This is a genomic window from Acinetobacter sp. H1(2024) (assembly GCF_046557555.1).
Classification (GTDB): domain Bacteria; phylum Pseudomonadota; class Gammaproteobacteria; order Pseudomonadales; family Moraxellaceae; genus Acinetobacter; species Acinetobacter seifertii.
Genome location: NZ_JBKGFO010000003.1, coordinates 43,849 through 61,678 on the forward strand (window position 1 = coordinate 43,849; position 17,830 = coordinate 61,678).

Here is a 17,830-nt window from a genome sequence, read left to right on the forward strand (position 1 = left end):
CTCTAAGTGCGCTTATCCCTTAGGATGAGCAGTCGTTTTTCTCATTAATGTTTGATTGTCATATTGATGAGAAGTTAAATGCGCTTGTAGCTGAGCCATAAAGTCCATAACAACAACGACTACGATAAGTAATGAGGTACCACCTAAATAGAATGGAATACCAAAAGAACTCTGTAAAATCATTGGCATTAAACAAATGACTGTAATATAAATCGCACCAATAAACGTCAAACGATTAAGAATATGATCTAAGTAACGAGCAGTTTGCTCACCTGGGCGAATACCAGGCACATAAGCTCCGCTGCGTTTTAGATTTTCTGATACTTCCTTAGGGCTAAATACTAAAGCCGTATAAAAGTAACAGAAAAAGATAATTAACGCACCAAAGAGCACCAAATACAAAGGCTGTCCAGGCGACAATACCAGAGCTAAATCTTGTAAGCTACGCTTAATTAAACCAGCATTCGGATCTGCACTACCTACCCATTGACCCAAACTAGCTGGGAACAACAATAAAGAGCTTGCAAAAATCGCAGGAATCACACCAGCCATATTAATTTTTAATGGTAGATGTGTTTGCTGAGCTGTAAATATACGACGACCTTGTTGCTTTTGCGCATAGTTTACTGGAATACGACGCTGTGCTTTTTCAATAAACACAATCGCAGCCAATACGCCAAGAGACAAAAGACCAAAGATGACAAGACCAATCAAACTTGTTTGACCATTATCTACAGATGACACTGATTGCATAATTAATTTAGGCAAACCAGCAACAATACCTGCAAAAATAATCATTGAGATACCATTACCGATACCTCTTTCAGTGATTTGTTCACCTAACCACATTAAGAACATAGTTCCAGCGATAAGTGACGTAACAGCAGGAATATAAAATGCAAGACCCGTAGACAGAGTAATACCCTGACCAATTAAGCCTGCACACATACCTACTGCCTGAACCACTGCAAGTAATAATGTACCCTGACGCGTATATTGGTTAATTTTACGCTTACCTTGCTCCCCTTCCTTTTTCAAGGCTTCAAGAGAAGGGATCACTGTTGACATCAACTGCACAATAATTGATGCAGAAATATAAGGCATGATCCCTAAAGCAAGAATAGACATTCGCTCTAAAGCACCGCCAGAAAACATATTGAATAGCCCAAGAATAGTTCCTTGGTTTGCATGAAATAAATTTTCTAACGCAGCATTATTAATGCCTGGTACTGGAATATGCGCTCCTAGTCGAAAGACCAGCAATGCACCGATTAGAAAACTCATCCGGCGAATAATTTCACGGTATTTCACATGAAATGGCTGACCTTTCATCATGTTGACATGACCTGAAGAACTAGGAGACATAGACACTCGAGATTACTCCTCGACTTTACCGCCAGCTGCTTCAATTGCAGCTTTAGCGCCTTTAGTCAATGCAACACCTTGAATAGTGAATGCACGAGTGATTTCACCAGAAAGCACGATACGAGCACGAATTTGATCGCGACGAACAACATTCGCAGCTTTTAAAGTTTCAAGGCTAACAATGTCACCTTCCACTTTAGTTAACTCAGACAAACGTACTTCAGCAGTTTTTAAAGCGATTTGGCTAGTGAAACCGAATTTAGGTAAACGACGATAAATCGCTGTTTGACCGCCTTCGAAACCTGGACGAACGCCACCACTTTTACGTGATTTTTGACCTTTGACACCACGGCCACCAGTCTTACCAACGCCAGAACCGATACCACGGCCTAAACGACGGTGTTCACGTTTTGCACCTTCTGCAGGTGCAAGCTCATTTAAACGCAGAGTCATGGCTTATTCCTCTACACTAACCATATAGTAGACTTTGTTGATCATACCACGGTTAGAAGGCGTATCTTGCACTTCTACAGTATGACCAATACGACGCAGACCTAAACCTTGTAAGCAAAGCTTGTGATTTTTCAAGCGATGTGAAGAAGATTTAGTCTGGGTAACTTTAATCGTTTTCATGATTGATTACCCTTGAATTTCTTCTACTGATTTACCACGTTTCGCAGCGACTTTCTCAGGAGAAGTCATATCACGCAAACCTTTAAAAGTTGCGTTTACTACGTTAGCAGCATTAGTAGAACCATAACATTTAGCAAGTACGTTATGTACACCTGCAGCTTCAAGAACGGCACGCATTGCGCCACCAGCGATTACGCCAGTACCTTCTGAAGCAGGTTGCATGTATACACGGCTTGCACCATGACGAGCATTCACAGGGTGTTGTAAAGTAGTACCAGCAAGGTCTACAGTGATCATGTTGCGACGAGCAGCTTCAAGTGCCTTAGAAATAGCAGCTGGAACTTCACGTGCTTTACCACGACCAAAACCAACACGACCATTACCATCACCCACAACTGTTAATGCTGTGAAAGAGAAGATACGACCGCCCTTAACAACTTTGGCTACACGATCAACGGCAACCAGCTTTTCAACAAGACCTTCGTTTTGTTCAACTTTAGCCATGATTAGAACTCCAAGCCGTTTTCACGAGCAGCATCAGCCAAGGCTTTGATACGACCATGATATTTAAAACCAGAACGGTCAAATGCAACTTTAGTTACACCAGCTGCTTTCGCACGTTCTGCGATTAAAGCACCTACTTTAGTAGCTGCATCTACATTACCTGTAGTACCGCTACGTAAAGATGCATCCAAAGTTGAAGCTTGCGCTAAAACTTTGCCACCATCTGCTGAAATAACTTGAGCATAGATGTGACGCGGAGTGCGGTTTACACACAAACGAGTCGCACCCAATGCACGAATGTGCAAGCGTGTGCTTTTCGCACGACGCAAACGGGATTGTTTCTTTTCGTTCATAAGAACCTCGCGCCTTATTTCTTCTTAGCTTCTTTACGAAGAATGACTTCATCCGAATAACGAACACCTTTACCTTTATATGGTTCAGGAGCACGGTATGCACGGATTTCTGCCGCTACTTGACCTAACAACTGCTTGTTTGCTGATTTCAAAATGATTTCAGTAGCAGTTGGAGTTTCCGCTGTTACACCTTCTGGTAAAGCGTAGTCAATTGGGTGTGAGTAACCAAGGTTAAGGTTTACAACAGTACCTTTAACCGCAGCTTTATAACCAACACCAACTAGCTGCAACTTACGTTCGAAGCCTTCGCTAACACCTTTTACAAGGTTGTTCAATACAGCGCGAGCAGTACCAGCTTGCATCCAAGCATCTTTCGATTCTTTAACTGGAGCAAGTTGAAGTTTACCTTCTTCCTGTTTTAGCTCGACCAGCGCATGCAGGTTGAAAGACAATGTACCTTTAGTGCCTTTCACTTCGACCTGCCGGCCGTTCTGAGTAACTGCTACACCATTAGGTACAGTTACTGGGGCTTTAGCCACACGAGACATGAGGAATCACCTATTAAGAAACAAAAGCAATAACTTCACCACCAACGCCCGCAGCACGTGCAGCGCGATCAGTCATGATGCCTTTGCTTGTAGAAACAATTGCAATACCTAAACCTTGCTTAACGCTTGGAAGTTTATCTTTACCACGGTATTGGCGAAGACCTGGACGGCTTACGCGCTTAACCATTTCGATAACTGGTTTGCCTTCGAAATATTTTAAAGTAATAGTCAAAGTAGATTTTGTCTCTTCTTGAGCAACTTCTACATTTGAAATATAACCTTCTTGTTGAAGTACGTTTGCAATAGCAACTTTCAACTTAGAAGAAGGCATAGAAACAGTTTGTTTCTTAGCCATTTGTGCGTTACGAACACGTGTTAGCATGTCGGCAACGGTATCTTGCATACTCATTTAGTCGCTCCTTACCAGCTTGCCTTAACAACGCCTGGTACATCACCTTGCATTACTGTGTCACGTAGTTTGTTACGGCTTAAACCGAACTTACGGAAGTAACCATGAGGACGACCAGTTAAACCACAACGGTTACGAAGACGTACCGGAGATGCATTACGCGGCAATGCTTGTAACTTTAACATCGCTTCGAAACGCTCTTCGTCGCTAGCATTTACGTTTGCAATCGTAGCTTTTAATTCAGCACGTTTTGCAGCGTATTTAGCAACAGTTTTTTCGCGTTTCAATTCGCGATTAATCATACCTTTCTTAGCCATATCGACCTCTTATTTGAACGGGAAGCCGAATGCACGCATAAGCGCACGGCCTTCGTCATCGGTGCGAGCAGTCGTAGTAATGGTAATATCCATACCACGAATACGATCAATCTTATCGAAATCGATTTCAGGGAAAACGATTTGCTCTTTCAAACCCATTGAGTAGTTACCACGACCATCAAATGATTTCGCAGAGAAACCACGGAAGTCACGGATACGAGGGATTGCGATAGAGATCAAACGGTCCAAGAATTCGTACATTTGGTCGCCACGTAAAGTAACTTTACAACCAATCGGCCAACCATCACGGATTTTGAAACCTGCGATAGATTTACGAGCAAGTGTAATTACTGGTTTTTGACCAGCAATTAATTGCATGTCGACTACAGCGCCATCTAATAATTTCTTATCAGTTGCAGCTGCGCCTACACCCATGTTTAGGGTAATTTTTGTGATGCGCGGAATTTCCATCACGTTCTTAATGCTAAGTTCTTCTTTTAACTTTGCTTTAAGTTCATCATTGTAACGTGCTTTAAGTCTGGCCATTGCCTTTTCAACCTATTACTTCGCTACCGCCACTGATTCACCATTTGATTTATAAACGCGAGTTTTCACGCCATCAATCACTTGGTAACCAACACGGTCAGCCTTCTGGGTTGTAGCATTTAAAATTGCCACGTTTGAAATATGAAGCGAAGCTTCTTGAGTAACTACACCACCTTCAGCGCCAGTTACACGATTCGGCTTTTGATGCTTCTTCACTAAGTTAAGGCCTTCAACCTTAACGCGGTCTTCAGAAACAGACAATACAGTACCCTGTTTGCCTTTTTCTTTACCTGCGATCACGATAACTTGATCGCCTTTTTTAATCTTAGCCATGATTGCCTCTTATAGAACTTCAGGAGCCAATGAAATGATTTTCATGAACTGTTCAGTACGAAGTTCACGAGTCACTGGTCCGAAGATACGAGTAGCAATCGGAGCTTTGTTGTTGTTCAAGATAACTGCAGCATTATCATCAAAACGGATCACAGAACCATCTGGACGACGAATGCCGAATTTAGTACGAACTACAACCGCATTCATCACGTCACCTTTTTTAACACGTGCGCGTGGGATTGCTTCTTTTACAGTAACTTTAATAATGTCGCCAACAGAAGCATAACGACGATGTGAACCACCAAGTACTTTAATACATTGTACGCGGCGAGCACCACTGTTGTCTGCTACGTCGAGCATAGTTTCGGTTTGAATCATTGCCCTACTCCAAAACCGAGCATCACCGGTCACAATTTCGAAAGGCTCAAAGAGTACTCGAAATTGACCGATGATGCAACAAGAACGTCGAATTACTCAGCAGCTGCTTCAACTACTTCCACTAAAGTCCAAGCTTTAGTTTTAGAAATTGGGCGGCTTTCTTTAATGGTTACAACATCGCCAATTTTAGCAACGTTGTTCTCATCATGAGCGTGTAACTTAGTTGAACGGCGAATTGACTTGCCATACAACGGGTGTTGAACGCGGCGTTCAATAAGAACAACAATAGATTTATCCATTTTGTCACTTACGACTTTGCCGGTTAACGTGCGGACTGTTTTTTCACTCATTGTCCGTTCCCCTGTTTTTCGGTAAGGAGTGTCTTAATACGAGCAATTGTCTTACGAGCAATTTGCACTTCGTGCGATTTACCCAACTGACCAGTTGCTTTCGCCATACGAAGACGGAATTGGTTAAGCTGTTGCTCATCAAGCAAAGCTTTCAACTCTTCTACCGATTTTTCACGTAGATCTTTAGTTTTCATTACATTACCGTCCGAGTCACGATAGTGGTTTTAAACGGAAGCTTAGCAGCAGCTAAAGCAAATGCTTCACGCGCTAATTCTTCGTTCACACCTTCAATTTCGTACAGGATCTTACCTGGTTGGATCTGGCAAACCCAGTATTCCACGCTACCCTTACCTTTACCCATACGCACTTCAAGAGGCTTTTGAGTAATTGGTTTATCCGGGAATACGCGAATAAAGATTTTACCACCACGCTTAATACGGCGGCTAATAGTACGACGTGCAGCTTCAATCTGACGCGCAGTCATACGACCACGTTCAGTTGCTTTAATTGCAATCGAACCAAATGATACTGTACTACCACGATGCGCTAGACCAGTGTTACGGCCTTTATGCACTTTACGGAATTTGGTACGTTTAGGTTGCAACATGGATTATTCTCCCTTGTCAGCAGCACGGTCACCGCGACGACCACGACGCTCTTGACCTTCACCACGACCACGACCACGTTTAGCTGGACGATCTTCAGCAGGAGCAGGGTTCATGACTTGTTTCATGCCACCTAAGATCTCGCCACGGAAAATCCAAACTTTAACACCAATCGTACCGTAAGTTGTTTCTGCACGCATAGTTGCATAGTCAATGTCTGCACGTAACGTATGCAAAGGTACACGACCTTCACGATACCATTCTGTACGAGCAATCTCTGCACCACCTAAACGGCCAGACACTTCAACTTTGATACCTTTAGCACCAGCACGCATAGTGTTTTGAACCGCACGCTTCATAGCACGACGGAACATAACACGCTTTTCTAATTGAGAAGCAATTGCTTCAGCAACTAAACGCGCATCTAAGTCTGGGCGATCAATTTCGTTGATACTTACTTGCGCTGGAACACCCATAATGCTGGTAAGTTCGCGCTGTAATTTCTCAATATCTTCGCCTTTTTTACCGATTACGATACCAGGACGAGCTGTGCTAATAGTTACTTTAGCAGCGCCTGATGGACGTTCGATAAGAATATTGCTTACCATCGCATTCTTAAGTTTTTTAGTTAAAAACTCACGAACTTGAAGATCTTTAAGCAAGTATTCAGCGTATTGTTTCGGATTCGCATACCAGTTAGCGTTATGACGTTTCACAACACCTAGGCGGATACCGATTGGATGAACCTTCTGACCCATATCAAACCCCTACCTTAACGGTGATGTGACAAGTACGCTTAGTAATACGATCTGCACGGCCTTTAGCACGTGGCATAATACGTTTAAGGCTCATGCCTTCATCAACGTAAATCGTAGAAACTTTAAGATCGTCAACATCTAAACTGTTATTGTGTTCAGCGTTTGCAATCGCAGATTCCAATGCTTTTTTTACTAAAACAGCAGCTTTTTTATTGCTGAAGTTTAAGATGTTTAAAGCATGCGCAACAGATTTGCCGCGAATAAGATCTGCAACCAAACGTGCTTTTTGTGCCGAGATAGCGGCACCGCGTAATTTAGCAGTTACTTCCATCATGACACCTATTAACGTTTAGATTTCTTGTCAACACCGTGACCACGATAGGTACGAGTTGGCGCGAATTCACCGAGTTTATGACCAACCATATGCTCAGTAACAATTACTGGAACGTGATTACGACCATTATGAACAGAGATTGTTAAACCAACAAAATCTGGAAGGATCATCGAACGACGAGACCAAGTTTTGATCGGCTTGCGAGAGTTACTAGCAACAGCCGCTTCAACCTTAGCGAACAAGTGCGCATCGACGAATGGGCCTTTTTTCAGAGAACGAGGCATTAGTCAGATTCCTTTACTTGACGCGACGGTCGCGAATAATCATCTTAGTCGTACGCTTATTGGTACGTGTCTTGTACCCTTTAGCTTTTTGACCCCATGGGCTTACAGGTTGAATACCTTTGTTACGCCCTTCACCACCACCGTGTGGGTGGTCAATCGGGTTCATCGCCATACCACGTACGGTAGGACGAACACCACGCCAGCGTGAAGCACCAGCTTTACCCAATGAACGAAGGTTGTTTTCTTGGTTAGAAACTTCACCAATTACAGCGCGGCATTCAACGTGTACTTTACGCATTTCGCCTGAACGAAGACGAATAATCGCGTAAGAACCATCACGACCCAACAACTGAACAGAAGCACCAGCAGAACGCGCTAATTGCGCACCCTTACCAATTTTAAGTTCAACGTTATGAAGTGTAGAACCGATCGGCATGTTACGAAGTGGCAAGCAGTTACCTGGACGAATTGGAGCATCGTTACCAGATTGTACTTTATCGCCAGCACGTAAACCTTTAGGTGCAATGATATAACGACGCTCACCGTCAGCATATTTCAATAAAGCAATATGTGCTGTACGGTTTGGATCGTATTCAATACGCTCTACAACAGCTGGGATGCTGTCTTTGTTACGTTTGAAGTCAACGATACGGTAGTGTTGCTTATGACCACCACCAACGTGACGAGTAGTAATGTGACCGTTGTTATTACGACCACCAGTACGTTTTTTAGCTTCAACCAACGGTGCGTAAGGAGCGCCTTTGTGAAGATGGTCATGAACCACTTTCTCTACAAAGCGACGTCCTGGAGACGTTGGCTTACATTTTTGAATCGGCATAATTTTCGTCCTTATTCCGCTGCGCTTTCAGCGGTATCGCCCAAGTCAGCCATTTCAACATCTTGGCCGGCTTTCAGGGTGACGTATGCTTTTTTAACATCAGAACGACGTCCTAATGTACGACCAAAGCGCTTAGTCTTACCTTTAGTAATAGTTGTGTTAACTTTAACAACTTCTACACCAAAAAGTTTTTCAACTGCTTTTTTGATTTCAAGTTTAGTAGCATTGATGTCTACTTTAAATACTTGAACACCAACAGTATCACCTAAAACTTGTGCCTTTTCTGAGAAGACTGGTCCTTTAAGGACTTGATAGATACGTTCGTTGTTCATCCGAGTTCTACCTCAATTTTCTTAGCAGCAGCTACAGACATCACAACTTTATCAAACGCGATCAAGCTTACAGGATCGATTGCAGTTGCATCCACCACATCTACATGTGGAAGGTTACGTGCTGCAAGATATAAGTTCTCATCTACAGCGTCAGTAACGATTAATGCACGAGCAGCATTTAAGTCGTTAAGTTTTGCAAGCAATTCTTTAGTTTTTGGAGCTGCAACAGCAAACTCTTCAACTAATACAAGGCGATCTTGGCGAACAAGTTCAGCTAAGATACATTGCATTGCACCGCGGTACATCTTACGGTTTACTTTTTGAGACCAATCTTGTGGACGAGCAGCAAAAGTTTTACCGCCACCAACCCAGATAGGGCTACGAATAGAACCCGCACGAGCACGACCAGTACCTTTTTGACGGAATGGTTTTTTACCACCGCCAGAAACGTCTGCACGCGATTTTTGAGCACGAGTACCTTGACGACCACCTGCTAAATAAGCAGTAACAACTTGGTGTACAAGAGCCTCGTTAAATTCACGTCCGAAAGCAACTTCAGACAATTCAACAGCAGAGCCGGAAACAGTTTTCAAATTCACGGTATTTCCCCTCAGGCCTTGATGGTAGGACGTACAATTACGTCACCGCCAGTTGCACCAGGAATTGCACCTTTAACAACTAAAACAGAACGTTCAGCGTCAATAGATACGATTTCAAGACCTTGTACTGTTACGCGTTCATCACCTAAGTGACCAGCCATTTTTTTGCCTTTGAACACGCGTCCAGGAGTTTGGTTTTGACCTGTAGAACCTAATACACGGTGAGAAACTGAGTTACCGTGAGTAGCGTCTTGGGTACGGAAGTTCCAACGTTTAACACCACCTTGGAAACCTTTACCTTTTGATTGACCAGTTACGTCAACAATTTGACCAACTGTGAACAAATCAACGCCAATAGTACCGCCAACTTCACGACCTTCAAGCTCAGCTTCAGTAACACGGAATTCTTTAACCAAGCGACCAGCAGCAACACCAGCTTTCGCGAAGTGACCTTTCTGAGCGTTAGTTACGCGAGATTCGCGACGTTCACCAGTAGTTACTTGAACAGCTTGATAACCATCAGTTTCAAGTGTTTTGATTTGCGTAATGCGGTTTGGATCGACTTCGATGACTGTAACAGGTACAGAAACACCAGCATCTGTAAAGATGCGAGTCATACCACATTTGCGACCGACTAAACCAATAGCCATGTGCATAAACCTCTAAAAAAGCGGCCTAATTAACTAATCGTTAATTAACCGAAAGCCTTAACCCAAAGCGATCTGAACATCAACACCAGCTGCAAGATCTAACTTCATCAATGCATCAACAGTTTTATCTGTAGGTTGAACGATGTCGATCAAACGTTTGTAGGTGCGGATTTCGTACTGGTCACGCGCATCTTTGTTAACGTGCGGTGAAGTAAGAACGTTGAAGCGTTCGATGCGAGTAGGCATCGGAATTGGACCACAAACTTGTGCGCCGGTACGCTTAGCGGTTTCTACGATCTCTTGAGCAGATTGATCAATCAGACGATGATCAAAAGACTTAAGACGGATACGAATTCTCTGGTTAGACATACCAGTAAACTCCAAGCCAAATATATAAAGAATCACCTTTGACGCATCTCACCTATTGGTAAGTGTCAAAGGCAGTGATAATCACCAAGGTCGTGATCGATGCCACGACTGTAATGCACATTTACTACTTTCTTCGCAGTAAATGCCCTCTTCTTGAGGGTCGCTCATTATAACGATTGTTTAAGTCTTATGCAATTCTCTTTTTCTATTTTTTGCTCAAATTCCACTTTAGCTACGTATTAATAATTCATTCTATGCATTTATTACAAACTCAATTGCTTTATTTAAGAGTTGATTACCTTGTTCAAATTTCTGTGCTTCTGAAGATTGCAGTTCATGTGCAGATTGAACATATTCTCCGTCAAAAATAGATAGCTCTTCTTCATTTTCCAGTAAAAGCTGTAAAGCTGCTGGTGTCATTTCCGGATGAAATTGAAAACCTAATACATTTTTCCCAATCTGATACATTTGATTACGGCAAGCAATGCTCTCAGCCAAACGTATAGCTCCTTTAGGTATTTCAAATGTTTCACTATGCCACTGCATCACATTGATTTCTTCAGGCAAAGGAAAGCTTTCCTGAGGTAAGTTTGCAACTCTTTGCACTGTCGACCACCCAAGTTCTTGATAACGGTTACGGCTAACCGCTGCACCCAATGCATTTGCGATCAGTTGGCCTCCCAAGCAAAGACCTATAGCTGGCTTACCTGCCGCTAAATATCGACGTAGCCATCTTTTCTCTATTTTCAGCCATGGGTAATTTGCTTCGTCATTAACACTCATGGTTCCACCCATAACCAATAATAAATCAACTTCTTCAATTCGTGGTAAAGCTTCTATTTCAAGAGAACGATCAACTGGAAGTGCAAAAAACTCAGTAGAGCTAATAGTTGCATGATGAGCTTTTAAAAATGAGTAGCAACTTCCAAAACCTTCACCAGCAATATGTTGGAAATAGTGAACACGTAAATGCGACTTCATGCGCTTAAACCTATTGTTGTTAGAATGTTGATTAGATCTTTGCAAAAATAAAGCCAAGTTTTTAGTGAATGTTACAGCAGTAACGAAACATCTTAGAAATAATCAAAAATCTAGCGAATAAGTAAGTTTTCTCTTAATCTAATCTTATTATTTAAAGTACAGCGCCCTATGAAAAAGCATAACAATTTTCAAACCCAACTCATTCATGCACCACGAAAAGCACCTCAGTTTATCGAGACCGTGCAACCTCCCTTATTTCGTGCATCAACTATTATTTTTAAATCAACTGCGCACCTTTTTGATCGCCATTGGACTGACCCTTATGATTATAGCTATGGGACACATGGCACACCTACCACATTCACTTTAGCCGACAATATTGCGCAAATAGAGGGTGGTTTGTACGGCTTACTTGCACCAAGTGGTTTATCTGCAATAAATATAGTTAACTCTGCTTTCTTAGGAACAGGTGATGAAGTTTGGGTACCAGACAATATATATGGTCCAAACCTAGAGCATTTAAACTATTTAAAAGCACAATATGGCATCAGGGTTAAAGTTTATAATTCAATTGATGTTTCAACTTTTCAACCTACTGAACAAACCAAGCTTTTATGGCTAGAGGCCGCGGGCTCTGTCACTATGGAGTTTCCAAATCTTAAAGAGTTAGTAAAAAAGGCAAAAGATCAAGGTGTTTTAACAGCTTTAGATAACACTTGGGGGGCTGGGCTTGCATTTAATGCTTTTGATTTTTCTAACGAACATCTATCAGTTGACTTAACTGTGCATGCACTTACCAAATATCCAAGTGGTGGTGGCGATATATTGATGGGTAGCATTGTAACTCGTGATGAAAAACTATATCACCGCCTGTTCCGTACACATGCAATTCTAGGTATTGCTATTTCAGGAGATGATGCAGCACAAGTTCAGCGTAGCCTCGCACACATGTCTCTACGATATGAACAGCAATCAAATAATGCGAAAACTTTATTGGAATGGTTAAAGCAACAGCCTCAATTTGCACAAGTTCTACATCCAAGTGATAAAGCTTCCCCAGGTCATCAATATTGGCAAGAGATTTGCACTACAGGTAAGAGTGCAGGATTAGTCAGTGTCATATTTAAACCTGATTATGATATTTCAGCTATACGTCGCTTTTGCGATGCTCTTAAGCTATTTAAACTTGGTTTTAGTTGGGGTGGTCCAGTTAGTCTTGTCATGCTTTATGATCTAAAAATGATGCGAAAACTTGAAAATACACATTTACAACAAGGTTTATTGGTTCGTTTGTGTATAGGTCTGGAAGATCCGCAAGATTTAATTCAAGATATCGAAAATGCGCTGAAATATTTGTAAAACGACAAGATCAACAGTGACTCACACCGAAGGATAAAAATATATGGGTACACCGATTGTTATTGCTAAAAATATTAATGACACCTCTAAAGAAATTGTTTTGCTTTCTCAATTTGCTAACCGGCATGGCCTAATTGCAGGTGCTACGGGTACAGGTAAAACAGTCACTCTAAAGGTTCTTGCAGAAAGTTTTTCTAGAATCGGTGTTCCCGTCTTTCTTGCCGACGCAAAAGGCGATGTTTCTAGCCTAGCAAAAGCTGGAGAGGCATCAGATAAATTTAATGAACGCTTAAAGCTTCTACAAATTAATAGTGTTCCTTTTGCTGCCAATCCCGTTATTTTTTGGGACTTATTTGGGCAACAAGGCCATCCTATTCGAACCACTATTTCTGAAATTGGGCCAATTTTATTAGCACGTATACTCAATCTAAATGACACTCAAGAAGGTGTTCTATCTGCTGTTTTCCGAATTGCAGATGATCAAGGATTACTGTTAGTCGACTTTAAAGACCTAAAAGCCATGATCACTTTTGTGAGTGAACATGCAGCGGAATTTAAAGCTGAGTACGGCAACTTATCTCCAGCCAGTTTAGGAGCAATTCAGCGCAATTTACTCGCTCTTGCCGACCAAGGTGGGGATCAGTTCTTTGGAGAGCCAGCTTTAAATATTCTGGACTTTATACAAACCGATGCTAATGGCCGCGGCTATATCAATATTCTTGCTGCTGACAAGCTAATGAATACACCCAAGCTATACGCTACTTTTTTATTATGGATGCTTTCCGAATTATTTGAACAGCTTCCAGAAGTTGGCGATATGGATAAACCAAAACTCGTGTTTTTCTTCGATGAAGCTCACTTATTATTTGATAATGCCAGTCAAGCTTTACAACAGAAAATTGAACAAGTTGTACGTTTAATTCGCTCTAAAGGTGTCGGTATTTATTTTATTACTCAAAATCCACTTGATTTACCAGAAAGTGTTTTGGGTCAGCTTGGTAACCGCGTACAACATGCTCTACGCGCATTTACTCCGAAAGATCAAAAGGCAGTAAAAACTGCTGCAGATACGTTTCGTGCTAATCCTAATTTCAAAGTGGATGAAGCGATTACACAGCTAGCCGTAGGTGAAGCCCTCATTAGTTGCCTAGATGAACAAGGTACTCCACAAATTGTAGAGCGTGGCTGGGTGATGCCTCCCTACTCCTCTTTTACACCCATTACACCTGAAGAACGAAAAACCCTAATTTCCCAAAGTATTATTGCTGGTGTCTATGAACAAGTTGTAGATCGTGAGAGCGCTTATGAAATGCTCCAAAATAAAGTTGCTGAACGCGAGCAGCAAAAACAGGATGCTGAGCTTGCCAAAGAGCAAGAAGCTTTAGCGAAGCAACAAGCCAAGGAACAAGAACGTTTAGCACGAGAACAGCAAAAGGAAGAAGAACGTGCTGCAAAAGAACGAGCAAAACTAACTCAAGATATAGTGGGAACTTTTGCAAAAAGCGCTGCACGCACTTTAGGCGGCAGTACAGGACAGAAATTGGTACGCGGATTACTTGGCTCATTATTTGGGAAATAGACCATTTAAATCAGCACTTTATTTTAAGGGATTTTATATCCCTTAAATTTTTTATGGTTTTATTAAGAAAACTATTGCGATTAATTTTTATAAGATGTATTTTAAATACATCTTATAAAGCCAGATAATTAAGGTCTAGCCATGACTCCACAACAAATTGAACTCGTAAAATCTACTGTACCTGTATTGCGTGAACACGGCGTTACACTGACTACATACTTTTATAAGCGGATGTTAAATAACAGTCCTGAATTAAAAAATGTTTTTAACCTCGATGACCAGACAAGCTTACGCCAACCTCGCGCCCTCGCAGCAGCAGTACTCGCATATGCTGAAAATATTGAAAATCCTACAGTGCTTGCCAAAGCAGTTGAGCGTATTACCACTAAGCACGTAAGTTTAGATATTCAACCAGATCAATATGCAATTGTTGGAGACAACTTACTTCATTCAATTAGTGAAGTTTTAAATGTTCCATTTGAGTCAGAACTGATTGAAGCGTGGAAACAAGCTTACTTACAGTTAGCAGATATTTTAATTGGCGTTGAAAAACAAAAATATGAACAGCTTGAAAGCTTAAAAGGTGGATGGGCTGGCTGGCGTTCATTTGAAATTACACAAATTGACCCACTTGAGTCTGGCAAGCGCTTTACGTTAAAAGCGACTGATCATGAAGATGTACTGACTAGCCCAGCAAATGCTTTTATTTCTGTAAAAGTACAAGTTCCCGATCAACAACTGGAACAACCTAAAGCATTTAAATTTACAGAAGCTCAGGAAAATAATGCGTACCACTTTGAAGTGCAGCCAGAAGAAAATCATACTGAATTTTCCGTTGCTAATATTTTACTTGAGCACTATAGAGTTGGTGATCAAGTACAAGTTTCAGCTCCTTTAACGCTCTAATATAAAAAGCACCAGCCTGAAAGTTTTCTTCTTTAGACTTTCAGGCTAAGATGATCGTCCGTCAACCTTTAGTTTTTTGGTGATCATGCAACTTAATAAATTTACCGATTATGCTTTACGAATATTAATGTACGTCGCTCGCCCAAGTGATGCACCGTATACGATTGCAGAAATCGCGAAAGATTTGCATGTTTCGCAAAACCATCTGGTTAAAGTTGTTCATTTCATGGGCAAGCAAGAATGGATTATTACCATTCGCGGCAAAGGTGGAGGAATTCGCTTAAATCCTAATGCACTAAACTCAAATTTGGGTGCAATTGTTCGTATATTACAAGGTGATAACCAAATCGTTGAATGCAATACACCACCATGTGTTTTACGCTCTCATTGTGGCTTAAAAGGAATTCTCGATCAGGCTTTAGAAAGTTTTTATCAAAGCTTAGACCAATACACGCTTGGAGAAGTCTTACAACAGCCGAGATCTGCTTCAAATACCTCTCCGATAGACTTTTTGCAAATCTAAACTTCGTAATTCTATTTATCTTTACAAGCAAGCTTACTGAAAATTAGCAAGAATAACCAAGCTCCTTTATACTAGGCGCGAGCCCTCTCATTTAAAAAGTTATTTTTTATGCGTCGTAGTGAAAAATCGAAAGACACCAAAGCCAGACTCGCACCCAAACAAAAGATCAGTTATGAAAAGAAACCAGATCCAGCGATCACGGAATATGCCGTACAATCCCTGAACTGGTTACGCCAAGCTGAGTTTTTAATGAGTGCACCTAAATTGGCACTTTGTGTTGAAGATAGTGGCTACGAGATTGCTTTTGCAGGACGCTCAAATGCTGGTAAGTCTAGTGCTATTAATGCCTTAACCAACAAAAAACAACTCGCACGTGCCTCAAAAAAACCAGGCCGCACTCAGATGATTAACTTCTTCAGCCTAGGTAATCCTGATCAACGCCTAGTTGACCTTCCTGGTTATGGTTATGCTGCCGTACCAGAGGACATGAAACGTGTATGGCAAAAAGAATTAGAGAACTATCTAATCCATCGTAAAAGCTTACAAGGATTAGTTTTACTTATGGATATTCGCCACCCTTTACAGCACTTTGACATGATGATGTTAGAGTGGGCTTATTCACGCCATCTATTTGTACATATTCTTTTAACTAAAGCAGACAAACTTAATCGTGGCCCAGCAAACAAAGTCTTGCTTGAAGTTAAACAACAACTGAAAAAAATGAAGCTTGATTTCTCGATTCAGCTTTTCTCTTCATTGAACAAACTAGGCTTAGAAGAACTCGCCAGTGTAATGGCTGGACGCTTACATTTTACGCTTGATCAAGAGCCAGAATTTGACGTTGATGCGATTCCTGAAGCAAGCGATGAGGATGCTGAAGAGTAAATCGTCATAACAGATACAATTTCTTTATCAAATTTATATTCAAATGGCCCCTATTGCTAAACACAAATGCAGGGGCTTTTTTTATACTCGTTATAACTTCATCGAGTTAAAAATCAGGACTAAATGATGAAATTGCTATCTTTTTTGAAGAATAAGGCTTTAGGTTCTTCTATTGATTATAAAATTCTTCCACGCAAGGTGAAATTTGATTGGAAAGACACGCCTGTAGACTGGATTCCAAACCAACCGTTTGCAAGTTACTTTATTAATGAAATTAATAATATCTTGCCTGCTGGAGAGTTCTGGTTCTGCCGTTTATATAACAAAGTTTTACCTCGCATTACCGATGAAAAACTTAAACAGGACGTTCAAGCATTTATTCGCCAAGAGGCTATGCATGCAAATGCACATACTTCTGCCAATAAAGAATATTTAAGTGCACGTAATATTGATATCCAGAGAAATCTGGACATTATGAATTATCTATTTACCACTGCCTTGGCAGATAAACCTTTTGATAAAGAAGTTCCTCAGTTCTTGCAGGAACAATGGGATTTATTTCGTTTAGGTGTTATTGCAACTGTTGAGCATATGACCTGTGTACTCGGTAAATATGCGCTTTATAACAACCGTTGGGAGGAACTAGGTGCAGATCCTGAAATGGTCGATCTGGTTAAATGGCATGGTTCTGAAGAAATTGAACACCGTACCGTAGCCTTTGATTTATATCGTCATCTTGGTGGCGGATATATTCCACGTTACTACTTAAGCCTTGCAGTTATTACCCTTGTGCTGGGATTATGGGTAGATGGCGCAGCACATATCATGAAGCAAGATCCTCGCTTTGCCGATGCTGCCAAATCTAAATTTTTTCCAGCTTGGGTTGCTTTAGAGTGGTATAAGATTAGCCGTAAGGATAATCAGGTATTACCAAATCCGTTTTGGCTTATTGCTCAGCAAATTGATTACCTCATGCCTTGGTATGATCCAGTTAAAGAAGGTAGCACTGAAGATGCGGTAAGTTATTTATCTCAATCTCCAGCAGCAAAAAGAGCCGAGCTACAAGCCGCTTAAAAATAAAAAAAGCAGGAT

28 protein-coding genes and 2 pseudogenes are annotated in these 17,830 nt (G+C 41.3%); 7 read left to right on the forward strand and 23 right to left on the reverse strand.

Features of this window, described 5'->3' with window-relative positions; genetic code table 11:
* Positions 1 to 12: 12 nt before the first annotated feature.
* The 23 genes and pseudogenes from secY to ACLCEG_RS09800 all read right to left on the reverse strand — a co-directional run bounded on the left by secY (position 13) and on the right by ACLCEG_RS09800 (position 11,486).
* Complete coding sequence (gene secY / locus ACLCEG_RS09690; protein ID WP_170318186.1) at positions 13 to 1,332, reverse strand: preprotein translocase subunit SecY; 1,320 nt, start codon at positions 1,330 to 1,332, stop codon at positions 13 to 15.
* Between the two features lie 45 nt (positions 1,333 to 1,377).
* The gene (gene rplO, locus ACLCEG_RS09695) at positions 1,378 to 1,818 is read right to left on the reverse strand and encodes a 50S ribosomal protein L15 (protein WP_410567325.1); all 441 of its coding nucleotides are present in this window, start codon (positions 1,816 to 1,818) and stop codon (positions 1,378 to 1,380) included.
* Positions 1,819 to 1,821: 3 nt separating this feature from the next.
* Positions 1,822 to 1,998: a 50S ribosomal protein L30 gene (gene rpmD / locus ACLCEG_RS09700; RefSeq protein WP_000849088.1), complete on the reverse strand. Its 177-nt coding sequence runs from the start codon at positions 1,996 to 1,998 to the stop codon at positions 1,822 to 1,824.
* Positions 1,999 to 2,004: 6 nt separating this feature from the next.
* The gene (gene rpsE, locus ACLCEG_RS09705) at positions 2,005 to 2,502 is read right to left on the reverse strand and encodes a 30S ribosomal protein S5 (RefSeq protein ID WP_001141025.1); all 498 of its coding nucleotides are present in this window, start codon (positions 2,500 to 2,502) and stop codon (positions 2,005 to 2,007) included.
* 2 nt (positions 2,503 to 2,504) lie between these two features.
* Positions 2,505 to 2,855 (reverse strand): 50S ribosomal protein L18, encoded by a 351-nt coding sequence (gene rplR / locus ACLCEG_RS09710; RefSeq protein ID WP_002049741.1) that lies wholly within the window; start codon positions 2,853 to 2,855, stop codon positions 2,505 to 2,507.
* A 14-nt stretch (positions 2,856 to 2,869) separates the two neighbouring features.
* A complete protein-coding gene (gene rplF, locus ACLCEG_RS09715; RefSeq protein ID WP_004705382.1) occupies positions 2,870 to 3,403 on the reverse strand; it encodes a 50S ribosomal protein L6 in 534 nt (177 codons plus the stop codon).
* Between the two features lie 13 nt (positions 3,404 to 3,416).
* Positions 3,417 to 3,812: a 30S ribosomal protein S8 gene (gene rpsH / locus ACLCEG_RS09720; RefSeq protein WP_002049732.1), complete on the reverse strand. Its 396-nt coding sequence runs from the start codon at positions 3,810 to 3,812 to the stop codon at positions 3,417 to 3,419.
* A gap of 11 nt (positions 3,813 to 3,823) precedes the next feature.
* On the reverse strand, positions 3,824 to 4,129 hold the full coding sequence (gene rpsN / locus ACLCEG_RS09725) for a 30S ribosomal protein S14 (protein WP_001074624.1): 306 nt from the start codon (positions 4,127 to 4,129) through the stop codon (positions 3,824 to 3,826).
* A 9-nt stretch (positions 4,130 to 4,138) separates the two neighbouring features.
* Positions 4,139 to 4,675, reverse strand: coding sequence for a 50S ribosomal protein L5 (gene rplE, locus ACLCEG_RS09730; protein WP_004705381.1), 537 nt, complete (start codon positions 4,673 to 4,675; stop codon positions 4,139 to 4,141).
* Between the two features lie 15 nt (positions 4,676 to 4,690).
* Entirely contained in the window at positions 4,691 to 5,008 is a 318-nt protein-coding gene (gene rplX / locus ACLCEG_RS09735) for a 50S ribosomal protein L24 (RefSeq protein WP_002049703.1), read from the reverse strand.
* 9 nt (positions 5,009 to 5,017) lie between these two features.
* On the reverse strand, positions 5,018 to 5,386 hold the full coding sequence (gene rplN / locus ACLCEG_RS09740; RefSeq protein WP_001982634.1) for a 50S ribosomal protein L14: 369 nt from the start codon (positions 5,384 to 5,386) through the stop codon (positions 5,018 to 5,020).
* A 92-nt stretch (positions 5,387 to 5,478) separates the two neighbouring features.
* On the reverse strand, positions 5,479 to 5,736 hold the full coding sequence (rpsQ, locus tag ACLCEG_RS09745; protein WP_001291845.1) for a 30S ribosomal protein S17: 258 nt from the start codon (positions 5,734 to 5,736) through the stop codon (positions 5,479 to 5,481).
* The gene (gene rpmC, locus ACLCEG_RS09750; RefSeq protein ID WP_000849927.1) at positions 5,733 to 5,930 is read right to left on the reverse strand and encodes a 50S ribosomal protein L29; all 198 of its coding nucleotides are present in this window, start codon (positions 5,928 to 5,930) and stop codon (positions 5,733 to 5,735) included. The genes rpsQ and rpmC overlap by 4 nt, the downstream gene beginning before the upstream one ends.
* Positions 5,930 to 6,343 carry a 50S ribosomal protein L16 gene (gene rplP, locus ACLCEG_RS09755; RefSeq protein WP_002049688.1) on the reverse strand — a complete coding sequence of 138 codons (414 nt, stop codon included), beginning with the start codon at positions 6,341 to 6,343 and terminating at the stop codon, positions 5,930 to 5,932. The genes rpmC and rplP overlap by 1 nt, the downstream gene beginning before the upstream one ends.
* Positions 6,283 to 7,099, reverse strand: a pseudogene (gene rpsC, locus ACLCEG_RS09760) (30S ribosomal protein S3). Before rpsC ends, rplP begins: the two are co-directional and overlap by 61 nt.
* Before the next feature lies 1 nt (position 7,100).
* Positions 7,101 to 7,430: a 50S ribosomal protein L22 gene (gene rplV, locus ACLCEG_RS09765; RefSeq protein WP_001982638.1), complete on the reverse strand. Its 330-nt coding sequence runs from the start codon at positions 7,428 to 7,430 to the stop codon at positions 7,101 to 7,103.
* 11 nt (positions 7,431 to 7,441) lie between these two features.
* On the reverse strand, positions 7,442 to 7,717 hold the full coding sequence (gene rpsS / locus ACLCEG_RS09770; RefSeq protein ID WP_001138119.1) for a 30S ribosomal protein S19: 276 nt from the start codon (positions 7,715 to 7,717) through the stop codon (positions 7,442 to 7,444).
* 13 nt (positions 7,718 to 7,730) lie between these two features.
* On the reverse strand, positions 7,731 to 8,555 hold the full coding sequence (gene rplB, locus ACLCEG_RS09775) for a 50S ribosomal protein L2 (protein WP_002049686.1): 825 nt from the start codon (positions 8,553 to 8,555) through the stop codon (positions 7,731 to 7,733).
* 11 nt (positions 8,556 to 8,566) lie between these two features.
* On the reverse strand, positions 8,567 to 8,887 hold the full coding sequence (gene rplW / locus ACLCEG_RS09780; RefSeq protein ID WP_002049693.1) for a 50S ribosomal protein L23: 321 nt from the start codon (positions 8,885 to 8,887) through the stop codon (positions 8,567 to 8,569).
* A complete protein-coding gene (gene rplD, locus ACLCEG_RS09785) occupies positions 8,884 to 9,486 on the reverse strand; it encodes a 50S ribosomal protein L4 (RefSeq protein WP_002049755.1) in 603 nt (200 codons plus the stop codon). The genes rplW and rplD overlap by 4 nt, the downstream gene beginning before the upstream one ends.
* 11 nt (positions 9,487 to 9,497) lie before the next feature.
* Positions 9,498 to 10,136, reverse strand: a complete 639-nt coding sequence (rplC, locus tag ACLCEG_RS09790) for a 50S ribosomal protein L3 (RefSeq protein WP_002049740.1) — start codon at positions 10,134 to 10,136, stop codon at positions 9,498 to 9,500.
* Between the two features lie 57 nt (positions 10,137 to 10,193).
* Complete coding sequence (rpsJ, locus tag ACLCEG_RS09795; protein ID WP_000070912.1) at positions 10,194 to 10,505, reverse strand: 30S ribosomal protein S10; 312 nt, start codon at positions 10,503 to 10,505, stop codon at positions 10,194 to 10,196.
* Positions 10,506 to 10,757: 252 nt separating this feature from the next.
* Positions 10,758 to 11,486, reverse strand: coding sequence for a type 1 glutamine amidotransferase (locus ACLCEG_RS09800; protein ID WP_410567327.1), 729 nt, complete (start codon positions 11,484 to 11,486; stop codon positions 10,758 to 10,760).
* Positions 11,487 to 11,654: 168 nt separating this feature from the next.
* Here ACLCEG_RS09800 and ACLCEG_RS09805 point away from each other — a divergent pair, with 168 nt between their 5' ends.
* The 7 genes and pseudogenes from ACLCEG_RS09805 to ACLCEG_RS09835 all read left to right on the forward strand — a co-directional run bounded on the left by ACLCEG_RS09805 (position 11,655) and on the right by ACLCEG_RS09835 (position 17,812).
* Positions 11,655 to 12,845: a PLP-dependent transferase gene (locus ACLCEG_RS09805; protein WP_410567329.1), complete on the forward strand. Its 1,191-nt coding sequence runs from the start codon at positions 11,655 to 11,657 to the stop codon at positions 12,843 to 12,845.
* Between the two features lie 43 nt (positions 12,846 to 12,888).
* The gene (locus ACLCEG_RS09810; RefSeq protein WP_410567331.1) at positions 12,889 to 14,424 is read left to right on the forward strand and encodes a helicase HerA-like domain-containing protein; all 1,536 of its coding nucleotides are present in this window, start codon (positions 12,889 to 12,891) and stop codon (positions 14,422 to 14,424) included.
* A pseudogene (locus tag ACLCEG_RS09815) lies at positions 14,412 to 14,542 on the forward strand (hypothetical protein). Before ACLCEG_RS09810 ends, ACLCEG_RS09815 begins: the two are co-directional and overlap by 13 nt.
* Positions 14,543 to 14,565: 23 nt before the next feature.
* Positions 14,566 to 15,330: a globin domain-containing protein gene (locus ACLCEG_RS09820; protein ID WP_134262388.1), complete on the forward strand. Its 765-nt coding sequence runs from the start codon at positions 14,566 to 14,568 to the stop codon at positions 15,328 to 15,330.
* Positions 15,331 to 15,415: 85 nt separating this feature from the next.
* Entirely contained in the window at positions 15,416 to 15,853 is a 438-nt protein-coding gene (locus ACLCEG_RS09825; RefSeq protein WP_019457787.1) for an RrF2 family transcriptional regulator, read from the forward strand.
* Positions 15,854 to 15,961: 108 nt separating this feature from the next.
* On the forward strand, positions 15,962 to 16,738 hold the full coding sequence (gene yihA / locus ACLCEG_RS09830; protein WP_019457788.1) for a ribosome biogenesis GTP-binding protein YihA/YsxC: 777 nt from the start codon (positions 15,962 to 15,964) through the stop codon (positions 16,736 to 16,738).
* Positions 16,739 to 16,861: 123 nt separating this feature from the next.
* Positions 16,862 to 17,812, forward strand: coding sequence for a metal-dependent hydrolase (locus ACLCEG_RS09835; protein ID WP_410567334.1), 951 nt, complete (start codon positions 16,862 to 16,864; stop codon positions 17,810 to 17,812).
* Positions 17,813 to 17,830 lie beyond the last annotated feature (18 nt).

Coding starts and splice junctions, on each gene's coding strand:
- secY (WP_170318186.1), bottom strand. CDS start 1,332: ATGAAAGGTCAGCCATTTCATGTGAAATACCGTGAAATTATTCGCCGG.
- rplO (WP_410567325.1), bottom strand. CDS start 1,818: ATGACTCTGCGTTTAAATGAGCTTGCACCTGCAGAAGGTGCAAAACGT.
- rpmD (WP_000849088.1), bottom strand. CDS start 1,998: ATGAAAACGATTAAAGTTACCCAGACTAAATCTTCTTCACATCGCTTG.
- rpsE (WP_001141025.1), bottom strand. CDS start 2,502: ATGGCTAAAGTTGAACAAAACGAAGGTCTTGTTGAAAAGCTGGTTGCC.
- rplR (WP_002049741.1), bottom strand. CDS start 2,855: ATGAACGAAAAGAAACAATCCCGTTTGCGTCGTGCGAAAAGCACACGC.
- rplF (WP_004705382.1), bottom strand. CDS start 3,403: ATGTCTCGTGTGGCTAAAGCCCCAGTAACTGTACCTAATGGTGTAGCA.
- rpsH (WP_002049732.1), bottom strand. CDS start 3,812: ATGAGTATGCAAGATACCGTTGCCGACATGCTAACACGTGTTCGTAAC.
- rpsN (WP_001074624.1), bottom strand. CDS start 4,129: ATGGCTAAGAAAGGTATGATTAATCGCGAATTGAAACGCGAAAAAACT.
- rplE (WP_004705381.1), bottom strand. CDS start 4,675: ATGGCCAGACTTAAAGCACGTTACAATGATGAACTTAAAGCAAAGTTA.
- rplX (WP_002049703.1), bottom strand. CDS start 5,008: ATGGCTAAGATTAAAAAAGGCGATCAAGTTATCGTGATCGCAGGTAAA.
- rplN (WP_001982634.1), bottom strand. CDS start 5,386: ATGATTCAAACCGAAACTATGCTCGACGTAGCAGACAACAGTGGTGCT.
- rpsQ (WP_001291845.1), bottom strand. CDS start 5,736: ATGAGTGAAAAAACAGTCCGCACGTTAACCGGCAAAGTCGTAAGTGAC.
- rpmC (WP_000849927.1), bottom strand. CDS start 5,930: ATGAAAACTAAAGATCTACGTGAAAAATCGGTAGAAGAGTTGAAAGCT.
- rplP (WP_002049688.1), bottom strand. CDS start 6,343: ATGTTGCAACCTAAACGTACCAAATTCCGTAAAGTGCATAAAGGCCGT.
- rplV (WP_001982638.1), bottom strand. CDS start 7,430: ATGGAAGTAACTGCTAAATTACGCGGTGCCGCTATCTCGGCACAAAAA.
- rpsS (WP_001138119.1), bottom strand. CDS start 7,717: ATGCCTCGTTCTCTGAAAAAAGGCCCATTCGTCGATGCGCACTTGTTC.
- rplB (WP_002049686.1), bottom strand. CDS start 8,555: ATGCCGATTCAAAAATGTAAGCCAACGTCTCCAGGACGTCGCTTTGTA.
- rplW (WP_002049693.1), bottom strand. CDS start 8,887: ATGAACAACGAACGTATCTATCAAGTCCTTAAAGGACCAGTCTTCTCA.
- rplC (WP_002049740.1), bottom strand. CDS start 10,136: ATGGCTATTGGTTTAGTCGGTCGCAAATGTGGTATGACTCGCATCTTT.
- rpsJ (WP_000070912.1), bottom strand. CDS start 10,505: ATGTCTAACCAGAGAATTCGTATCCGTCTTAAGTCTTTTGATCATCGT.
- ACLCEG_RS09800 (WP_410567327.1), bottom strand. CDS start 11,486: ATGAAGTCGCATTTACGTGTTCACTATTTCCAACATATTGCTGGTGAA.
- ACLCEG_RS09805 (WP_410567329.1), top strand. CDS start 11,655: ATGAAAAAGCATAACAATTTTCAAACCCAACTCATTCATGCACCACGA.
- ACLCEG_RS09810 (WP_410567331.1), top strand. CDS start 12,889: ATGGGTACACCGATTGTTATTGCTAAAAATATTAATGACACCTCTAAA.
- ACLCEG_RS09820 (WP_134262388.1), top strand. CDS start 14,566: ATGACTCCACAACAAATTGAACTCGTAAAATCTACTGTACCTGTATTG.
- ACLCEG_RS09825 (WP_019457787.1), top strand. CDS start 15,416: ATGCAACTTAATAAATTTACCGATTATGCTTTACGAATATTAATGTAC.
- yihA (WP_019457788.1), top strand. CDS start 15,962: ATGCGTCGTAGTGAAAAATCGAAAGACACCAAAGCCAGACTCGCACCC.
- ACLCEG_RS09835 (WP_410567334.1), top strand. CDS start 16,862: ATGATGAAATTGCTATCTTTTTTGAAGAATAAGGCTTTAGGTTCTTCT.